Raw genomic sequence first — 17,919 nt, forward strand, 5'->3', positions numbered from 1 at the left:
TAAATGGCCTTTTAACACAAGATACCTATGCATTGAAATTTACATCTTACACTGATGCAATGTAGCGGGAGCTGCTATTGCGATCATGCAGTTACACAGGGGGGATATGCTGTAACCGTTATAGACCTGGCGGGAAGCATAAAGATAGTGCAGAGTGGAATGGTGGTGGAATTTTGATGCAGCTTATTACCCGGTTGGGGGTAGAGATTGGTTACCTCCACCGGGAATAGGCATATAGAAATGTTATCCCTGATAATCCTTCGCGCAGATGCTTATCTGCTTGTTCTTCCTGATATCTTCACTATCGTTATTACTATTTTATTATCATCTTTCCCGCTCTACAATTTTTTTTCTTTATAGCCTGATTTCTGCAAAAACTGAATAAAATGAATGGTATCAGTTTAATGAATGTAATGATACAAGGTTAATCGGATAAGCCGTTTTACTTTTGTCCTGTTGTCGCAAACGCCAATAGCATTTTAATAAAACAGCTTTAGTTAATCCATATACCTATACGAAAATGATACAATGCAAATACTTAATGAAGAATGGAAAATATTATTCTGTTGATATGTTATTAAGAGGGGATAGAACACAACATCACGCAAGCTATGATTAGTGTCCTGGAAGATGGACGCGTAGCTCATATTGCCTTTGTTTTCCGGCTATTTAGTAATTAGGGTTTAACAAACAATGTAGGATACCTGGGTATCAATCCTGATACCTGGCATTTCTTTGACTATTAAATGTATTCAGTAAGCAAATTACTGTTAAGGCAGTCTATTGCTCTGATTTAAATGATAGGGGTTTGTTACGTTGATGTAACGTAATAACAAACAATTCATCTCAACCCGGGTACTATTCCTGGTACCCGGTTTAATTATACACAGGTGATGTATGAAGTGGAGAGTGCAAGAGTATATGTATTGGGTATTGAGTATCGAGGAATGATTAGGTGATGAATAACCGGAATGAAATTGATAGCAGGGGTAGTAGTGGTAATAGTTGCTGTAGTGATAGTAGTGATGGCAGTTGTAGTTGTTGTGGCCCTGGTAATAGTTGTTGTAGGGGGACTGTCAGGCCGGAGCCTGCCAACACTATATGTAGTTATCAGTAGAGGAAGGATACTTAGTAGTTGTGATGATTAATGAAAATAAAATACTGGTTAATAATAGATAGCAAAAGCACATGTTGGGAACAAAATGTGACGCTGATTGCATTATGGTGAGAACTGGTGAAAGGCGCCGCATCTTTTTGAGAGCACTTCATTTAGGGGTTTTCAATTTGTTAACCGGAGGCTATTCATGGCTTCCGGGACTTTTTACTATAACCGAAGATATTTTAAACTGGGAATATTGTCTCAATCGCATAATAGATGATTAGGTCTGAGCCGGGCGCCATTCCTGGTGCCTGGCAATAGTTACCATAGGTTTTACTTATCGTTTCGCGTGAAAACGGGTATTAGTTCTGATACCTGAAACTTATTACGAAGATTAGATTCATTAGTGACATGGGGTTAAGTTCGAAGTACCGGGGATCATTCCTGATCCCCGGGTATATTTTAGATAGAAGTCAGTAGTACTACCGATCGTTTTTTGAGTCTGTTGAATACCAGTAGCAGACTGTAAACTATGATATATGCTGACTACTATACACTTGCTTTTTTAAGCGTGTCCAGTACAGTTGTATTTACACTTCCGAACAAGGATACGCCGGCAGCACCGTTCTGTAATGCAAGGCGGATACCTTTTTCAAGATCATCCATATTGCCGTTGAAGTCTGGCAGATATAATCCTGCATACAAAGGGAACTTTCCATGAAGACCATTTACCCCTTCTGCTACCGCTTCACCTATCCAGTTTACATCTTCTTTATAGAAACCATGATAGATCATCGGATTAACTGAGTCAAGTGGCCAGTTTGTCCAGTCTTGCCTTACAATACGTTTTGCAATATCAGGAGTTGGGAATACAGCTGCTGTGATAGGCTTTTTATGTTGTTTTGCTACCTGTGCGAGGTTGGTAACCACATTGGTGATACGGTCATACCTGAACTTCCTCCAGGAAGGACTCTGGTCAGGGTGCTCCATTTCCAGGGGATCTATTCCCTTTTTCTCTTTATACTTCTCCCTGCAGGTTTCACAATAACAGAAATCATACTCCGGCAACTCTTTGGATTGATCGATGCCATAATTGCTCCACAGGTTGACAGGAAGAACAACATCGCAGTAGCGGACGTAATCCAGATGAAGGCCATCGACATAGTCTTTTGAGAGTGCGGCCTCGGCTTGTTCTTTCAGATAGTTGACAACTTCCGGTTTACTGGGACATAGCCAGCGGTAGTATGCAACATAAGGTGGATTTGTTACGCAGGATTCTCCTTTTCTGTTTTTGGCATACCACTCAGGATGGCTGGCCAGCAGTTCCTTCTCGCCACGATTCATTGTCCAGATCCATCTATGCGCCTTAATGCCATTCTCCTTCGCTGTTCTGAAATGCTTCTCGCTATCTGCTTCGAAGAAGATATCACCTATGCCGGCTTTTTTGTAAGCAGCATAACGTTGCTGCAGGTCGGCAACGGTATCTTTTTCGTCAGGATTTATCCATACACGGTGTCTGGCTGCTTTAGCCGGCTTGGATGGCGTTTTCGCGGAAGCAGATAAAGTCGGGATAGATGGTTGCATGATAGCCAGGCTGCCAAGGCCAACCGATTTCAGGAAGTTGCGTTTATTCATTTGACGAGTTTTGAGAAATTTTCCCTTCTTGATTAATGGAACAGCGTTCTTTTGAGTTTTTATTCAACAGGGTGGCCGTGAATTGGTCTGTAATACCCTCCATTTGTAATGTGTAAGTTGATCCCTGCTCCGTGATAGTGGTGGCTGATATACCAAGTGCACTCAGTGTAGGCGCATAGCGGCCGTTCTTGCTGCGGTATTGCAGTTGTCTGGCATATACATCCCAGAGATATTCCTTAGCTGCTTCGATGGCAGGCAGCGGCAAGTTAACAGGAGCACTTCCAGCCGATTTCGCAACAAAAGACAGGTAACCCCACTTTTCAGGTGCATGCATATTAATGATTCCCTGAGGAGACCATACCCAGTTATGCTCAGGCAATGATCTGCCGGTTTTGGGGTCTTTCCGCTTGATATACTGACCATTCACAATATCGGTATCCCATTCAACACGGGAAAAATTAATTCTCCAGCGAGCCCCGTCCTTAGGAGTCAGGCCCTGGTTAAAGAAAGCAAAGGCGTTGAAAGGGATGGCCATTTCCACGGTCCATTTTTTATCCTTATCCTGAGGATTGTTTAAGGTACCGTCTATCTGAACAGCCGTCCGGATACCCCTGGTATCCCAGGTCATCAGGGCATCTCCACCCACGCGATAGGCTTTTGACATGAAGAGGTCCATAACGGTATTATGGGCATTGATCTCTATTTCAAAATACTTTTCACCATCTCCATCCGGATCCACGAATACTTCAAAGTCATTATCCTGGAAGATAATAGTATCGTGCTGGTGTAATGTCGCCCATATATGGGGATCTTCCAGTTCAGCAAGGATGTAAAGATTTTGATTATCCCACAGCATTTTCAGGCGGGTGCGCATGGCTGGCACTGGCTGTTTGTCGCCTTCGATATCTGTAAAATCTTCACTCCATGTAGCTTTGGACCATGCATTTTCATCTGCTATCCCATCTATTTTGATGGGGGCATCAGTCTGATAGGAGTGATATTGCCTGGGAGGCACATAGGCCGGCTTTTGTTGTGCGTAAGATGGAAGGTACAGGCATACCATTCCCAATCCTGTAATCACATGACGAATAAGTTGAGACATGAGCTAAATATAAGAAAGATGGAGGCTTTATTTATGTTTTTTCAATGAATGGCTTAATTGATGGTTAAAATGCAAAAAAAAGGGCATAATTCTAAATTATACCCTTTCTGAAAACTTATTGAACATTATGTTACTGAATCCGGCAAGATGTACTCCTACACTCCATTTGCAGACATTTACCTATGAGCCGCCATTAGGGGATCTCTGTGCTCAGGGAATCAGAACAGCCACTGCGATAGAAAGCTGCCACTACCTGTGAGCCGCCATCAAAGTGGTGATCTCTGCTCGCTGGTAATCCGGACAGCCACCATGATATGAAGCTACCACAGCGCCAAGCGCGCATGAAAAGGAAAGCGTATCGAAAGGATCGTATTTTTTAATGGTGCTATATAGAAAACCAGCGAGAAACGCATCTCCACTACCAATTGTATCCGCAACCTTCACACGATAGCCTGGGTGCTGATAGAACTTGCCCCCTTTAAATAAGGCAGCACCCTTCTCTCCCAACGTAATAATAATGGTGGGAATAGTGTACTGAGTGCTCAGTGCTTTTGCCTGTGCTTCCATATTATCCGGCCATTGGTGCCAGCCGCCAATTGTGGAGAGTTCTGTCTCATTCAGTTTTAATATATGACAATGATGCAACAGCTCTACCAGCAGCTCCTGGTCAAAATGAGGAGGACGCAGGTTAATGTCCAGTACAAATGTGCGGTTTCCTTTTAATAAGGACAGCAATGTTTGCCGGCTGTCTATATTCCTGCTGGCCAGGCTACCGAAAACGAGGAAAGTGTCTCCCGGTTGCTGTGCCAATTCCCGGAGGGCAGGTGTAAAAGAAATATAATCCCAGGCTACAGGCTGCACAATTTCATATTTCATCTCCAGCGGATTTTCTGCTGAGGGACGGGCATATACTTTGCCTGTTTCATGATTGGGATCGGTCTGAATATACTCGGTCGTCAACTGATATTGCTTCATTATTTCCAGCAATGTCTGTCCAGGTTCGTCATTCCCTATGCTGGATACCATGGCCACAGGTATGGATAGTTTCTGAAGATGATAGGCCACATTCATTGGTGCTCCTCCCGGAAGGGCCTTATCCGGTAAAATATCCCAGAGCACTTCTCCAAAACAAGCTACTTGATATTGCGTCATAGTTAAATGTATTTGCGCTCAGTAATTATATTTTGATTACATAATAATACTCTTTTCCTGTTAACCTCTTATAGAAACCGACAGCTCTGCCCTGCAGTCATGGGGCATGAGTCAACTCTTGTGCTGTCATAAACCAACTTCCGTACTATACAGAGATTATTCGCTGATAGAGAATAAGTTAAAGATCGGAGCGTTGGATTGCCCCATGAGTCAACTCCTGTGCTGTCACAAGCCAACTTCCGTACTATACAGAGATTATTCACTGATAGAGAATAGGTTAAAGATCGGAGCATTGGATTGCCCCATGAGTCAACTCCTGCGGTGTCACAAGCCCACTTCCGTACTATACAGAGATTATTCACTGATAGAGAATAGGTTAAAGATCGGAGCGTTGGAATGCCCCCCATGAGTCAACTCCTGCACCATCCTAAACCAACTCCTGTATTTTATGAAGAGATTATCTCCTGACAGAGAATAAGTTAATAACCAGAGCGCTGGACAGCGCTCCGGGTTACACATCTATTTTATCAACCTTGGTGTGTATAAAAAAGTACAGACCCCCGTCCAGGGCATTATAAAGAATTACAACGCCTTAGATACAAGCAATGGATGTACTTCGCCGGCTATGGCGACGTCAAAACTCAAAGCGGTAAGACGAGCCAATGCCTTATGGCGAATGGTAAGTAAAATGGAAATCAGCCCGGATCGGACGGAACGATTGAATCCGGTATCGTTTTCAGATAATGGATATGGATAGCTATAGAGATATGTTTAGACCAGAAAATAAATATAGGAACAGGTATAAATATAGCGATAGGTATAAAGATAAGCCTGAATGAGCCCTATTAATGGATATAGGCAAACGGCTTGATAAACAATAGTTTCTTAAAGTATAGTACATAATAATGTATTGGTTCTGGATAAAGAATGAATGGTTTGTTCAGCAGAAATGGACTCACTTAGCAATAGAAATAGCATGACTTACAGATTGAATCGGGACAACAATTTTTTTAACGGATCAAAAGTAAAATGAAAATCTGGGACTCAATGTGTCCATTATGTTCATTTTGAAATGGTTAGTTCGTTCTGTTCACTCCCTCTGGAAGCCCCCCTGCCTTTGAAAGAGTGTTAAAAAACTCTAATATGTCTAGCTGCCGACCTGACTAAAATTAACCCTGTAGGGATAATATCCTTAAAAACAGCTTAAAAATGTATTTAAACTTACCAAGATTTAAACAGTCGTTTGATTAAATTAAATGTTTGTTTAACTTTGTGCCCACAATTCGATTTACACATGGAATACAATCAAAAGCAATTATCAATCCTCGAGGCTGCCGAGAAGTTATTCGCTTCCCACGGTTTTCATGCTACTTCGGTGAGGGATATTGCTCATGAGGCTGATGTGAACATCGCAATGATATCTTACTACTTTGGCTCAAAAGAGAAATTAATTGAGGCCATCTTCCTGAAGAGGATCATCGCCTGGAAAATGACGCTGACCGAGATGCTTAGTAATAATGGGCGTTCATATGTTGAAAGATTTGATGCATTGGTGGAAACATACGTTAACCGGGTAATGAGCAACCCATGTTTCAATCTGATGATGATAAGGGCGCAGATCCAGGAAGATATTGCAGTGAACGAACTTATTCACGAGAATAAAAAGGAAGCATACGAAGTGATCAAATCCTTCATTAATGAAGGGCAGGAAAACGGGGTATTTAGCGGCGATGTGGATATCATGATGATGGTGTATACCCTTGTAGGTACGACTAACCATGTTATGTCTACCCGGCACCATTTCCAGCGCATGAGTAATCTTGAACATCTTACAGACAGCCAACTTCAGGAATATCTAATCAGTCATACAAGCAATCATTTGAAAAATTTGTTTAAAGCCATTCTAATCCATGAAGCTTAATAGCACATACAGGCGGTTATGGTCTCTGACAGTGTGCGCCATCTTGCTGATTTTACCATATCTCAGCAGTCAGGCGCAGGACAAGAAGAGCCTGTCTTTGAAGGAAGCCATAACGCTTAGTATACAAAACAGTAAAGAACTCAAACTCAGCAAGACCAAAATTGATGCAGCACTTGCATCAGTTAAGACCGCCAACAATTCGCAATTACCAGACGTAAGCGTTTCTGCTTCTTATCTCCGTATCAACGAGCCGAATGTAGATCTCAAACTGAAGCTGGGAGGTAGCGACAGTTCAGGTGGAGGTTCATCTCCTAAAGTGAATTCAGTAGCTTATGCCATGGCTTCTGTTTCCCTGCCGATCTTTTCAGGATTTATTATCCAAAGTCAGAAGGAATCAGCAAGATATCTGGCAGAAGCAGCAAAGCTGGACGCTGACAAAGACCGCGAAGCCGTGATCCAGAATACGATCAACGCTTATAGCAATCTTTATAAGGCGCAACAGGCAGTAACACTCGTACAGGAAAACCTGAAACAGCAGCAGCAGCGGGTGGCGGATTTTACCAATCTTGAAAAGAATGGTATTGTAGCGCGCAACGACTTATTAAAAGTACAGCTGCAACAGTCCAATGTAGAAGTATCGCTGGTGGAAGCAGAAAGCAATCTCAAACTGGCCAATATTGCCATGGACTTATTACTGGGATTGCCGGAAACCACAGTACTGAACGCTGATACTACCACCTTCGAACAGATACCAGCCGGCACAAAAGCTGCTGTTGAATGGGAACAGATAGCCCTGCAGAACCGTAAAGACGCCGCAGCACTCTCTGCCCGTGAAAAGGCCGCAAACGCAGGTATCAAAGCTGCTAAAGGTGAATATTATCCTTCTGTGGCGCTGACCGGCGGATATGTTGCCCTGACAGTACCTAATGCCCTGACAGTGACTAACGCGCTGAATGCCGGTATCGGTGTAAAGTACTCCCCTTCTTCCCTCTGGAAAGCAGGATCAAAAGTAACTGAAGCGAAAATAAGAATGCAGGAAGTACAGGTGAATGAGGAGTTGCTGGTAGATAATATCCATCTTTCTATCAATAGAGCATACCAGGATTATCTGGTGAATCAGAAGAAGATAGAAGCTTACATGAAAGCAATCGATCAGGCAAGTGAGAATTATAAGATAGTAAAAAATAAACAGGAGAATAATCTGGCTACAACTACAGATCTGCTGGAAGCTGACGTAGCGAATGTACAGGCAAGACTGAACTATGCTTTTGCAAAAGCCGATGCGATAGTTGCCTATACTAAACTACTTGAAACCGCAGGTGTTTTAAATGAGACAGGTGCAGAGGCCGGGAAATAATCAATCAGGATTTTAATAAAGTAATAATCATATATATACTATATGGAAACGCAAACAGCTACAACTAATAATAAAGGTTCCCAACATGCTCATGAGGCTCCTAAAAAGAGGAACTATCGTTTCATCATCGTTTTGGCTATCCTTGTTATCGGTGGTGGTGCATTCGGTATCACTAAATATATACATGCGCAGCATCACGAAGAAACCGATAACGCGCAGATAGAAGCAAACGTAAGCCCTGTAATCCCAAGAGTAACGGGTTATGTGAAAGAGGTGCGTGTGAAAGATAACCAACGTGTAAAAAAGGGTGATACCCTGGTAATCCTCGATGACAGGGACCTGCAGATAAAAGTATCACAGGCAGAAGCTGCGCTGGCCGCTGCTGAGGCTAATGTACAGGTAGCAGTTGCGACTACTACAGCAGCCCGCTCAAACGTTTCTTCTTCCCAGGCGAATATATCTGCAGTAGATGCGCAGATCGAAGCAGCCAAAGTAAATGTATGGCGCGCTAATCTGGACTACGAACGTTATAACAACCTTATTAAGGATCACTCTATTACCCAGCAGCAATATGAGCAGGCACTGGCAACAAAACAAACTGCAGAGCGTCAGCTGAATGTACTGGAAGAACAGAAAAAGGTAGCTGCCCGTCAGACGAGCGCAGTTTCTACACAAAGTGATGCTACTGCTGAACAGATCAATGCTGCCAAAGCCGTGATCAAGGAACGTCAGGCAGAAGTAGATAACGCCAAACTCGTGGCGAGTTATGCTATCATTACCGCTCCTGAAGATGGAGAAGTATCTAAGATATATGTACAGCCAGGACAGCTGGTGCAGGCCGGTCAGTCAATCTTCAGCGTAGTTTTATCCAACGATATATGGGTAGTAGCCAACTTTAAGGAAACACAGCTCGACAAAATGAAACTGGGGCAGAAAGTAAGTGTGCATGTGGATGCGTTCCCCGGCAAATCTATCGAGGGTAAAGTAACATCCTTCTCTCCTGCTACAGGTGCGCGTTTTGCCTTACTGCCTCCTGATAATGCTTCAGGTAACTTCGTAAAGGTTGTACAACGTCTGCCGGTAAAGATCGAATTCAATGATCTGAACCAGGCTGAAGTAAAACAACTCCGTCCAGGTATGAACGTAGTTGTGGACGTACATCTTGATTAATGTCAGTCACGAATGGCCCCGCTTGGGTGGTGCGGGTGAAATCATAAATAGGAATTATTCTCAGTCTGGTCTTATATACAATAGCGTATTTCGTGTCACCAGGCGGGGACATTCGGTAACTGATCTTTATACAACTAATTGATAAACGCGATGCAACAAGAATCATTGGTAGAATATGGAGCCCGGCGGGTGATCATTACAATTACTGCCATCTTTTGCGCCTTGCTGGAGATCGTGGATACAACCATCGTGAACGTGGCATTGAATGATATGCGCGGAAACATGGGCGCTACGCTGAGCGAGATAGGTTGGGTAATCACAGCTTATGCTATCGGTAATGTAATTATAGTACCGATGACGACCTGGTTATCACAGCAGTTCGGACGTCGTAATTACTTCGCAGTTTCCATCATCATATTTACTATATCCTCCTTCCTTTGCGGAAATGCCACTTCGATGTGGGAACTCGTATTATTCCGCTTTATACAGGGTTTGGGCGGTGGAGCGCTGCTGGTAACTTCGCAGACTATCATTACTGAAAGCTATCCGCCGGAAAAACGAGGAATGGCACAGGCAATCTATGGTTTGGGTGTGATTATCGGTCCTACATTGGGCCCTCCCCTAGGTGGTTATATAGTAGATCATTACGCATGGCCTTACATTTTTTATATAAACATTCCTATCGGTGTAATAGCAACGCTGCTTACACTGCAATTCGTAAGAAGCCCAAAATATGGTGAGAAAAAATCAGCGAGTGAAGTCGACTGGTTGGGAATTGGACTCCTGGCTCTAGGGGTGGGATCACTTCAGTACGTCTTAGAACGTGGACAGGAAGATGACTGGTTTAATGACTCGACAATATTGGTATTAGGAATTGCTGCAGTACTGGGCTTCTTCTTTTTTATCTGGAGAGAACTCTCGTATAAGAGTCCGATAGTGGAACTGAGGGTGCTTGGGAATGGGAATCTCCGGGTAGGTACAATGCTATCCTTCCTGATGGGCTTTGGGTTATATGGATCGACTTTCATTATCCCTTTGTATACCCAGAGTACACTAGGCTGGACGGCTACACAATCAGGTATGCTGATGATACCTGCGGCCCTGACCACCGCATTTATGATGCCTTTTATAGGTAAAATGCTGGAAAAAGGAGTACCGCAGCAGTATCTGGTGGCATTGGGAATGTTCCTGTTCTTTGTCTTCTGTTTTTGGGGATATAAGATCATTTCACCGGATACAGGCTCAGAGGCCTTTTTCTGGATGCTGATTGTGAGAGGGGTCGGAATGGGTATGTTGTTCATTCCAATTACAACACTTTCATTATCTACACTGAAAGGTCAGCAGATAGGACAAGGTGCGGCATTCACAGGTATGATGCGTCAGTTGGGAGGTTCCTTTGGAGTGGCGCTGATCACAACATTTGTTTCCCGTCGCAATGAACTGCATCGGGTAGACCTGGTGAGTAAGCTGGACACTAACAATCCTTCAGTGATGAACAGGGTATCCGGAATGACAGCCAGCTTCGCATCAAAAGGAATGGATGCAAAGAAAGCCATAGGAAGTGCCTATCAGTCATTGGAATACAGCGTGATGAAACAGGCTGTGGTGATGTCATATATGGACGTATTCCTTTACCTGGGCTTAATGTTCCTGATCTGTGTGCCATTTGTGCTGATGGTAAAGGGCAGCAAAAAAACAAAACTGGATCCAAGTGCTATGCACTAAAAGATATTAAAGATATGTTACTAACAGTGTAACAGTTGTAGGTTTAGGTAATGAGCCGGAATAATCTTATTCCGGCTTTTGTTTTTATGTTACCGCCCCTGCTTGTTCTCTGCTTGTTCTCTGCTTATTCTCTCATTTCTTTTAGTTAAAATAGCATGAGGGGCCCTGATATTTTTTATACCAGATTACCCCAATTTTAGTTCGACGCTTCTTCGTCACTTCTTCGTTGCTTATTCGAATGCTCTTTGAATAGAGGTATTGTGTTAAAATAATATCAGATCTGTTTTTGGGGACCTGTGTTCTATTCCCCGGGGGTACATCCTGGGCTACAAACACACGACTCCAGAGGTGATCGAATGACCGGGATACGGCACATCTCCATTAATCCGCACATATCAATCGTTTTGTGCGGCTTCGGAGGAGCGTTGCGGTTATAGCCCCCGGGGTGCAAACCCAGGGAGAAGCAGAACAAAACCCCCGGCCTGGAAAAGCCGCTGGGTGCTATATTCCCTCAAATTAATCCATACCGGTCGAGTCATGATAATAGATGACCGGTAAGCACTTTATAATCATAAAACTGGAAAATTGTCCGATTATCGTTTTGGTAGTTATTCACAACATATAGTAGTTAATTTCTATGCCTGTAACGGGCTCCCGCAGTGGTGTATTAATAAAGTATGATAAAATTAGGGTAAAAAAGTTTATAAATGATGCATTTATGTAAGAATTATCAATATGATACGTGTTATTTCAATACGGAATATTGTTGATATCTTAAGCATGCAGTTATTCACATTTTCATAGTTTTTAATAAATGTGGAAAACTATCTACGTGAAAAATCAGACTGATAGTAACTTTGCGTTACGGACGCCATAACATTTTGTTTGCCCCCTGAACAGTAGGACTTAACCAACAGAAAAAACGGACAAAAAAAGATCAATTAATTCGAGAAGAATAACGGATCCCAAAACGTACCCTTTATGAAGAGAATTGCATTCGCCTTTGGGCTTTTAGGAACAGTGCTGGCTGTTTTAGCACAGTATGCTATTATCAACGACTGGACTTTGTTCCGGTTATTTCACACGCTCGGCTTTATCGGATATATACTGATCATTAGTGCCGCAGCTTCTCTCTCTTTGTTATTCATTCATGAGTTATCGAGAGAGGAAAAAATGCGTATCCGGAATAAGAGCTTTGAATAATATATCTTTACCTGCTAATTTAGTGCGCTATGGAAGGTTTGGACGAACCATTTATACTAAAGTTCGAATATAGGGAGAAGCCCCATATCCTGGAAGTACGCCCATGGATACAGCAGTATAAGATTAGTTACAAGGTAACTGTCGAAGAATGTGAGATCACCTTTGAAGAAGATGAGGAAGGACAGCTGAGAGCTATTGGCGATAAGCATGTGCATGCAGGCCATAGCATTGACCCGCAGCTGCTGGAAGACATAGCCCGCCGGATACAGGAAGCTGTAAGCGGGCAGTAGCCTTAATCCTGATTTGCCTCATCGATAAGCGATTGCTCATCCCATCCCTGGGCAGAAGGATTCCATTTGGTTACCCTTTCATTGGACATCAGTTTTTCAAGTTCTTCAATACGTTGTTTGACAGTATTGATGTAGAGCTTTTTGTCATTTCTGATGGCAGACAGGCCTTTCAGCGCTTTTTCGTCCTGCTTTCTGAAGGTACTGATATTACGATGTGCATGATAAGCTCTTATACCCAACATCTGAAGGGCGTCTGCTCCCATGCGCAATGACGTGTCCAGCGTTTCACGATAGATATGTAATACGCCAAGGTCCATCAGCTCGTAGGTATCGGGAATATGCTCAGCTTTCACCAGCATTTGCAGGTGAGGGAAGTGTTTACGTACGATCTTCACAACATCAAGCGTTTGCTCCACTGTGTCCATAGCAACGATAATGATCTTCGCATCAGCAGCACCGGCGGCCTCCAGCAGATCGCGACGGGAAGCATCTCCGTAATATACCTTGACACCCAGGTTATGTAGTGCATCTACCCTGTCTGAATCAAGGTCCAGGATGGTTGCCTTTACACCGTTCACTCTGAGAAAACGTCCCACAATGTTGCCGAAACGTCCAAACCCTGCGATGATGATAGGATGCTTCTCCTGGATTTCATCTGCCTCACGGGTATTGGTCCCGGCGCCGGCCTGATTGAACCTGGGCTGAATAATACGTTCGTATATGAGTAGTAACAATGGCGTCAGTGCCATGCTGAGTGCTACCACGGCAGTCATGATACTAACCATCCGGGGAGCGAGTATATTATTCTGTTGGGTAAAGGCCAGCAGTACAAACGCAAATTCCCCTACCTGGGAAAGCGCCATACCAAAGAGAAGGTTTTGTTCTATACTGATGCGGAACACCTTGCCAAGTATCAATAGTATGACCATTTTCAGGATCATTAAAGATACCACCAGCCCAAGTATCACCCATGGCATCGACAGCACCAGCTTGAAGTCGATCGACGCTCCCACTGCCATAAAGAACAGGCCTAATAGCAGGCCTTTAAAAGGTTCTATATCACTCTCCAGCTCATGCTTGTATTCACTGTTGGCCAATACTACTCCTCCCAGAAAAGCGCCCAATGCCGGACTTAATCCAACAAGGCTCATAAGTACGGATATAGCTACAACAAGTAATAATGCAAAAGCTGTAAACAGTTCCCTTACACGTGTTCTGGCCACCATCCTCAGTAGAGGACGGACCAGATATTGTCCTGCAATTATGATCACTATTACAGCGCCAAGTACTACGAGGGTCTGCATCCAGGCAGGCAGATTGTCTCTGAATGTGGTCGTGTGGTCTGTAGCACTGCTTGCATCCGGACCTGCCAGTAAGGGAAAGATTGCCAGCATCGGAATGACGGCAATATCCTGAAAAAGCAGTACCGAAAAAGCGCTCTGGCCCGCTGCAGATGATAGCTGTCCTTTCTCTTTCAGGCTTTGCAACACAATGGCGGTAGATGACAGGGAAAGCGTCATGCCCAGCGCCAGTGATGCATTCAGGGGCTGACCGAGCAAGAGGGCCAGTCCGGCAATTGCGGCCGCTGTAATGAGTACCTGTAATCCGCCAAGCCCCAGGATAGGCGCCCGCAGACTCCACAATAATGCCGGTTCCAGTTCAATACCGATCAGGAACAACATCATTACTACGCCAAATTCCGCAAAGTGCATAATATCCTGTCCCTCATGTCCTATAAAGCCCAGAAGGGATGGACCTATTACGATGCCAGCCAGCAGGTACCCCAGCACTGAACCTAAACCGAGTTTTTTGGCTACCGGGATGAAGATCACCGCAGCAGCCAGGTATATCATTGCTATAAAGAAGTAAGAATGTTCCATGTCATTGAATTTTTGGTTGTCCGTCCCGTAATCTTTCCAGCATTTGCTTATAGGCGACTGCCTGTTCCAGAATGCTTGTATAGGAAAGCCGGTGTGTACCGTAGATAACAAAAGGTTCGAGATACTGCATGTTACACAATACCGCTGTTTGCCTGAATGGCAAAAGGAAATCATTGATGGTATAATGATGCCATCCCTCTTTGCTGTATGTTCCTTCCTGCGCGCCGGCTGAGATGACATTGCCCGCCATTTTGCCCCGTAATGCGGTACCTGTGCGCCCATAAGCCCAACCATGTTCCAGGACGAGGTCCTGCCATTGCTTGATCATGGCAGGAGCACTGTACCAGTATAAGGGATGCTGGAACAATATGATGTCGTGCTGCAGGAGTAAGGATTGCTCATGCCTTACATCAATATTCATGTCAGGATACACCTCATAAAGGTCATGCAGGGTCACTCCCTGCATACCGCGTATGGCAGTCACTAATTGGGAATGCACCCTGGATTTTTCAAATGCAGGATGCGCAAATAAGATCAGAATTTTGGCCATAAACCGGATTAAATTTCAAGCATGATCCAACGGATAAGATCATGAATACTCCTGCAATAATAATCTATATTGATTAAGTATACCTGATTTGGAGACAAAGCCTACCAGCTTGCCATCATCAGTGACCGGAAGATTCCAGGTATGTACCTCGTCAAATTTATTGATCGCGTCTGCTACATTATCCTGAATATCAATTACAGCAAGAGGCGGTTTCATTAATTGTCTGATGGTTACTGTATCATATAGGGATGGATTGAACATGATCTGCCGTATATCGTCCAGCGTGATAATACCATCCAGCCGGCCGTCGGGACCTGTCACACCAATTACATTACGATGTCCCTGTTTTATCAGTTCGACCAGCTGCCCGAGTGTCTCATCGGAAGATATCCGCTGGAAGTCTTTCTCTACCAATTCTTCCAGTTTCAGGAGGGACAGGATATTTTTATCGTGCGCTTTGGTGAAGATCTTTCCTGTATCCGCCAGATGTTTTAACTCGGGAGAGATAGGAGAAAACCATTTCGCCAGCAGGAATGAAGTGGTTGATACGATCATCAGCGGGATAAAAAGGTCATACCCGGAGCTGGCTTCTGCAATGAGGAAAATAGCGGTCAGCGGTGCATACATTACGCCACTCATAACGCCCGCCATGCCTACGATTACCAGGTTGGTGAAAGGAACATTGTTAAATCCCAGGTGAGTACATAGCAGTGCGAAGAAGTATCCCAGAAAGCCGCCGGCAAAGAGAGAGGGAGCAAAATTACCGCCATTACCACCGCTATGAATGGTAAAGGCGGTCGCAAATACCTTCAGCAAGCAGATGCAGCCGGTGAACAATAATAGTATCCAGCTTTGTGCAGGAATATATCTGAAAAAACTATTTTGAATGATCTCATCGGAATACCCTCCTGCAAGTAATTTTACGCTGGTGTAACCTTCTCCGAATAAGGGTGGCATCAGTACGCATAAAACAGATACTATCAGGCCTCCCAAAATGGCTTTCTGCAAGGCCGACCATTTCAGACCTTTAATGAAATGTTCAATACGCTGCGATATGACAATAAAATAACGCGCATAAAATGCGGATAACAATCCTAACCCAATATAGTAGGGAACATTGTAATAATTGAATGGCTGCCTGGTTTCAAAATGAAATAGTACTTCTTCCTGCAGAATGATCTTTGACAATAAGCTACCACAGACTGCAGCTAATATCAGTGGGATGAAGTCTGAGAATACAACACCTGTCAACAGGATCTCGAAGGCAAACATTACTCCTGCAATAGGCGCATTGAAGGCTGCTGCAATACCGGAAGTGGCACCGGCCGCTAATAGCAATGTTCTTTCCTTGTATCCCAGGTTATAGTTGCGTGCGTAGTTGCTGCCAATGGCGGCGCCTGTCACTGCAATAGGACTTTCCAATCCGGCGGAGCCTCCCAGTCCTACGGTGATGGCGCTCTGCATGATCTGGGAATACATTTTTACCGGCGGAATAAGACTGGAATTCTGTGCAATTTCATAGAGAATAAGACCAATGCCCTTTCTGGACTGGCCCTTGAATCCCCAGATCACCAGTACAGTGGTCAGCACGATACCCAGGAACGGAAAGAGAACGTAAAAAATGACCTGTGTGCTGAAGTGCACCTTATGAGTAATAAAATAGTGTATATAGTGTACAAGCACCTTTAGTACTACTCCTGCCATTCCGGCTCCGAGACCAACAAGGATACCTGATAGTATAAGGAACTGACTTCTGCTTAATACCTTGTGCAGCCAGTGAATAATAATCTCGTAACTCCTGACCTTCCTTAAACTATATCGCTCAAAATCACGCCTAAACCTGAAGAAAGAGTGATACTTCTTTATCGTTTTGAATTGGCTCATTACTAATGCTTTCTTTGTATCATAATTCAATCAACGCATAAACCCTGTCGTTCATATACTTGCCACCTGGATGACGGGCAGTATAATCAAGGTTTATCCAGTATTCGCCTTTCATCTCGTGATAGTGGATCTCCTTCACAGGAGGTTGTGGAAACAAAGTAACAATTGCCTGTTTTATGATCTCAAAGTCCTCTTTACTGCCGCAATAGAGTTCCGGATAGGCATGTCCCTGTATGAGTACAATGCGGCAACGCGCCCCGATAGATTGCAGACAGGAGGCCATCAGGATGGAGTGATCATCACAATCACCACCCAAACCATTCTGGATGGTTTCCATGGGAGTAGCAAAATATTCGTCACGGTGCGTATCAGGTACATATTTGAAATGCCGGTTCACATAATGGAACAATGCAAGATAACGGGATACCTTCCCGTATTTTGGAAAGTACTCGTCAAAATCTTCCACAGAGTGTGCCACGGAAAAATTGCGGACAATAGAATCCTTGTAATTGACCTTATCCCGTATGCCTCTTACCGTTTTGTCACGATAAGTTTCCACACGTCTGGGGTAAAGACTGAGAATGTCGAATTGTTTGTTGTTCTTGGCGCCCCAGTTACCCTGTACCATCCCCTTATAATCATTCAATACATTGCTAAACGAATAATTATCCGTGAAGTAATTGAGAGACAAGATGCCGCATACAAGCACAAAAGCCGGGATGATCAATGGTTTAAAGATCCATAACAGCAAACGGGTGAACAGCAAGGCGATCAGCACAGCCACAAACATATCCATATGCCATCCTTGTGTAACTAATGGAGGAATATACCGGTTAAGGTAAGGTGCTAATGGTATAATGGTCAACAGGCTCAGGAGATTGAGCAGGAATTGTTGGAATGTAGAGTATTTACTTTCATCAATGGCCATTATGGTATGCAATAACGCAAAAT

Annotated in this window: 13 protein-coding genes; 6 read left to right on the forward strand and 7 right to left on the reverse strand. The window is 43.8% G+C overall.

Translation table 11 applies throughout. The annotated features are described in order from the left end of the window. Window positions 1-1,648: 1,648 nt before the first annotated feature. The 3 genes from F3I09_RS06670 to F3I09_RS06680 form a co-directional block, all read right to left on the reverse strand. Window positions 1,649-2,734, reverse strand: a complete 1,086-nt coding sequence (locus F3I09_RS06670) for a family 10 glycosylhydrolase (protein WP_149694261.1) — start codon at window positions 2,732-2,734, stop codon at window positions 1,649-1,651. Beyond that, the gene (locus F3I09_RS06675; protein WP_149694262.1) at window positions 2,727-3,836 is read right to left on the reverse strand and encodes a carbohydrate-binding family 9-like protein; all 1,110 of its coding nucleotides are present in this window, start codon (window positions 3,834-3,836) and stop codon (window positions 2,727-2,729) included. Before F3I09_RS06675 ends, F3I09_RS06670 begins: the two co-directional genes overlap by 8 nt. A 249-nt stretch (window positions 3,837-4,085) precedes the next feature. Further along, window positions 4,086-4,988, reverse strand: a complete 903-nt coding sequence (locus tag F3I09_RS06680; protein ID WP_149694263.1) for a carbohydrate kinase — start codon at window positions 4,986-4,988, stop codon at window positions 4,086-4,088. Between the two features lie 1,294 nt (window positions 4,989-6,282). Here F3I09_RS06680 and F3I09_RS06685 point away from each other — a divergent pair. The 6 genes from F3I09_RS06685 (at window position 6,283) to F3I09_RS06710 (ending at window position 12,654) form a co-directional block, all read left to right on the forward strand. After that, on the forward strand, window positions 6,283-6,909 hold the full coding sequence (locus F3I09_RS06685; protein ID WP_149694264.1) for a TetR/AcrR family transcriptional regulator: 627 nt from the start codon (window positions 6,283-6,285) through the stop codon (window positions 6,907-6,909). Next, entirely contained in the window at window positions 6,899-8,266 is a 1,368-nt protein-coding gene (locus tag F3I09_RS06690) for a TolC family protein (RefSeq protein WP_149694265.1), read from the forward strand. The genes F3I09_RS06685 and F3I09_RS06690 overlap by 11 nt, the downstream gene beginning before the upstream one ends. A gap of 42 nt (window positions 8,267-8,308) precedes the next feature. After that, complete coding sequence (locus tag F3I09_RS06695; protein ID WP_149694266.1) at window positions 8,309-9,436, forward strand: HlyD family secretion protein; 1,128 nt, start codon at window positions 8,309-8,311, stop codon at window positions 9,434-9,436. Window positions 9,437-9,586: 150 nt separating this feature from the next. Continuing rightward, complete coding sequence (locus F3I09_RS06700; RefSeq protein ID WP_149694267.1) at window positions 9,587-11,161, forward strand: DHA2 family efflux MFS transporter permease subunit; 1,575 nt, start codon at window positions 9,587-9,589, stop codon at window positions 11,159-11,161. A gap of 981 nt (window positions 11,162-12,142) precedes the next feature. Next, on the forward strand, window positions 12,143-12,364 hold the full coding sequence (locus F3I09_RS06705) for a hypothetical protein (protein ID WP_149694268.1): 222 nt from the start codon (window positions 12,143-12,145) through the stop codon (window positions 12,362-12,364). 29 nt (window positions 12,365-12,393) lie between these two features. Continuing rightward, complete coding sequence (locus F3I09_RS06710; protein ID WP_149694269.1) at window positions 12,394-12,654, forward strand: hypothetical protein; 261 nt, start codon at window positions 12,394-12,396, stop codon at window positions 12,652-12,654. A 2-nt stretch (window positions 12,655-12,656) separates the two neighbouring features. On the opposite strand, the gene F3I09_RS06715 is transcribed toward F3I09_RS06710, so the two are convergent. Genes F3I09_RS06715 through F3I09_RS06730 form a run of 4 tightly spaced genes read right to left on the reverse strand, consistent with a single transcriptional unit; the run spans window position 12,657 to window position 17,896 of the window. After that, window positions 12,657-14,534, reverse strand: coding sequence for a monovalent cation:proton antiporter-2 (CPA2) family protein (locus F3I09_RS06715; RefSeq protein ID WP_149694270.1), 1,878 nt, complete (start codon window positions 14,532-14,534; stop codon window positions 12,657-12,659). Between the two features lies 1 nt (window position 14,535). Continuing rightward, window positions 14,536-15,084, reverse strand: a complete 549-nt coding sequence (locus F3I09_RS06720) for an NAD(P)H-dependent oxidoreductase (protein WP_149694271.1) — start codon at window positions 15,082-15,084, stop codon at window positions 14,536-14,538. A gap of 39 nt (window positions 15,085-15,123) precedes the next feature. Then, the gene (locus tag F3I09_RS06725; protein WP_149694272.1) at window positions 15,124-16,968 is read right to left on the reverse strand and encodes a chloride channel protein; all 1,845 of its coding nucleotides are present in this window, start codon (window positions 16,966-16,968) and stop codon (window positions 15,124-15,126) included. 19 nt (window positions 16,969-16,987) lie between these two features. Beyond that, window positions 16,988-17,896, reverse strand: a complete 909-nt coding sequence (locus F3I09_RS06730; protein WP_149694273.1) for a transglutaminase family protein — start codon at window positions 17,894-17,896, stop codon at window positions 16,988-16,990. Between the last annotated feature and the right edge of the window lie 23 nt (window positions 17,897-17,919).

Origin of the sequence: Chitinophaga sp. CF418 (genome assembly GCF_900142925.1) — a bacterium.
Lineage (GTDB): Bacteria > Bacteroidota > Bacteroidia > Chitinophagales > Chitinophagaceae > Chitinophaga.